The sequence below is a fragment of the Winogradskyella costae genome (assembly GCF_013403865.1).
GTDB classification, from domain to species: domain Bacteria; phylum Bacteroidota; class Bacteroidia; order Flavobacteriales; family Flavobacteriaceae; genus Winogradskyella; species Winogradskyella costae.
On the sequence record NZ_JABFDK010000020.1, the window covers coordinates 1 to 2,595 of the forward strand.

At 32.9% G+C, this 2,595-nt stretch carries 3 protein-coding genes; all 3 read left to right on the forward strand.

Annotated features, from left to right (window positions below):
- The first annotated feature begins 157 nt into the window (after positions 1-157).
- The 3 genes from HM986_RS17415 to HM986_RS17425 are packed head-to-tail and all read left to right on the forward strand — an operon-like array spanning position 158 to position 2,343.
- Entirely contained in the window at positions 158-478 is a 321-nt protein-coding gene (locus HM986_RS17415; protein ID WP_179336318.1) for a helix-turn-helix domain-containing protein, read from the forward strand.
- 3 nt (positions 479-481) lie between these two features.
- Positions 482-1,519 (forward strand): DNA cytosine methyltransferase, encoded by a 1,038-nt coding sequence (locus HM986_RS17420; protein ID WP_179336319.1) that lies wholly within the window; start codon positions 482-484, stop codon positions 1,517-1,519.
- Complete coding sequence (locus HM986_RS17425; protein ID WP_179336320.1) at positions 1,516-2,343, forward strand: NgoPII family restriction endonuclease; 828 nt, start codon at positions 1,516-1,518, stop codon at positions 2,341-2,343. Before HM986_RS17420 ends, HM986_RS17425 begins: the two co-directional genes overlap by 4 nt.
- Positions 2,344-2,595: the final 252 nt, after the last annotated feature.

Genomic DNA, 2,595 nt, shown 5'->3' on the forward strand with positions numbered 1-2,595 from the left:
CGTTGTGTTTCATACTGACCAGCCGCATATTTTAGCACTTTCGGTTTTTGCCAACGCACAATTCCAACGCTAAAAACCAAAAGAGCTAAAATTTCCCAACGCTCGAATTGAATATATCGATAAAAAGATTTAGATTTGTCAAAAAATGACAAGTCTTATGAAAACCACATTTGGAGAATACATCCGACTTTTAAGAAACGAAAACGAATTGACTTTAACTCAACTTGCAGCTAAACTAAATTTAGATTCTGCAAATTTGAGTAAAATCGAAAATGGAAAACGAGATTTTGACGAAAAACGCTTGCCAAAACTTGCGAAAATCTTCAAACTGAATCTCACAGAATTGCGCAATGAATATGTGACTGACCAAATTGGCAAGCAGATTTATGAAACAAATTGCACAAAACAACTATTACAAGTTGCAGAGGAAAAAGCAGAATATCGCAGAACACTTAATAAATCACTTCAAACACAATAAAATATGAAAATAGTATCTTTCTTCGCAGGAGCTGGCGGACTTGATTTAGGCTTTCAGCAAGCTGGTTTTAATGTTATTTGGGCAAATGAATATGACAAAGAAATTTGGGAAACTTATGAAAAAAATCACCCAAACACAATACTTGACAAAAGAAGTATTGTAAATATACCAGCTGATGAAGTTCCAGAATGTGATGGAATAATTGGAGGTCCACCTTGCCAAAGTTGGAGTGAAGCTGGAGCAGCAAGAGGAATTAAAGATAAGAGAGGTCAGTTATTTTATGACTTCATAAGAATATTAGAAGCTAAACAACCTAAATTCTTTTTAGCGGAAAATGTTAGTGGAATGTTGATTTCTAAACACACAGAAGCTTTAGAAGGAATTAAAGAACTTTTTAGAAACGCAGGAATAGGATACGAACTTTCTTTTCAAATGCTTAACGCATCTGATTATAATGTTCCACAAGACCGAAAAAGAGTTTTCTTTATTGGAATTAGAAAAGATTTGAATTTTAAATACCAATTCCCAACTCAAACTTTTCCAAAAATACCGCTTGAAAATGTTATATCTGATTTGCAAGAAGGTGTTTTACCAGCTTTAGAATACAACAATACCAATGGAGATAATTGTGTAGTTCCAAATCACGAATATATGATTGGAAGTTTTTCTACAATTTTTATGTCAAGAAACAGAGTAAGAAGTTGGGATGAACAATCTTATACAATTCAAGCAGGCGGAAGACACGCACCTATTCATCCGCAAGCACCAAAAATGAAATTCATAGAAAAAAATAAGAGAATTTTTGTTCCAGGAAAAGAACATTTATATAGAAGGTTAAGCGTTAGGGAATGTGCAAGAATTCAAACTTTTCCGAATGACTTTATTTTCCATTATAAGAAAGTCGCAGCAGGTTACAAAATGATTGGAAACGCTGTTCCTGTAAATCTTGCAAAATTTTTAGCAAAAAGTATAAAATCACAGATTGAACAAAACACCATCAAACAGAGCAAAGAACAAAGAGAATTAGTCGAAACAATATGAGTAACATTTTAGAAGCATTAGTAAATATAGTTGAGAATAAAGACTACGAGATTAAGGAATATACAATAGGTGGTAACAGAGCCCAAAATATGGGAGAAGCCTTGGAAGAATACATCTTTGATGCTTTTAGTAACTCTTTTGATATTGATGATGACGAAACGCGAAGAAATAAGCACAGCGAAGTATTTTCTTTTTTAGGAGCAAAGAATAAAATTCCTGATGCAATATTAAAAAATGGAGATGCTTTGGAAGTAAAAAAGGCTACTTCCGAATCTTCTATTCAGTTGAATAGTTCCTATCCAAAACATTCATTGAAAGCAACAGATACAAGAATACAATCTTCTGCGTTGACTTGTGAAGAAATAAAATGGGAAGAGAAAGAAATGCTTTATTGTTTTGGATATATCCCAAGTGGAGCCAAACATTTAAAATCCGTGTGGTTTGTATATGGTCGAATTTATTGTGATTTACAGGAAGTCTATGAAGAAATCATTGATGATATAAAAGCCAATTTAGATGATGATTACACAGGAAATGAATTGGGCGGAGCAAAAGGTGTAGATAGTTTAAAAATAACAACATTAAGAGTAAGAGGTATGTGGGTTATCAAGCACCCTCAAAAAGTTTATTCAAAGTTGACCAAAGATTGGGGAAACAATGACTTTGAAGTAAAAGCGTTAATTCCAAAAAGTATATTTGACAATTTTCCTCAAAAATCAAAAGACAAATTAAATGCAAGTGTTCTCAATATTGAGGAAATTGAAGTTACTGACCCAACAAACAGAGCTAAAACTTTAAATTGTGTTTTTATTTACTATAAATAGAGGAATAAGCCAACGCTAAAAGCCATACACATTTGCAATTCGCTTCAGCCACCACACAAGCCAAAAATTGCAAAAGAGTATGTCTTTGCCAACGCTAGCAAGTTTGCGGAAAAAAAGTACGAAAACACAACAACGTATATAAAAAATAGCGGTTTTAGTGCTTAAACGAAAGTAAGTAAATATAAAAAAAGGTCTGTATTAAACCGAAAAGTTCGTGTGTAAAATCCGCTACTTTTCATATACAAGACCGTT

What these genes read in the sequence shown, in the direction of transcription:
- HM986_RS17425 (WP_179336320.1), top strand. Translation starts at nt 1,516, where the DNA reads ATGAGTAACATTTTAGAAGCATTAGTAAATATAGTTGAGAATAAAGAC.
- HM986_RS17420 (WP_179336319.1), top strand. Translation starts at nt 482, where the DNA reads ATGAAAATAGTATCTTTCTTCGCAGGAGCTGGCGGACTTGATTTAGGC.
- HM986_RS17415 (WP_179336318.1), top strand. Translation starts at nt 158, where the DNA reads ATGAAAACCACATTTGGAGAATACATCCGACTTTTAAGAAACGAAAAC.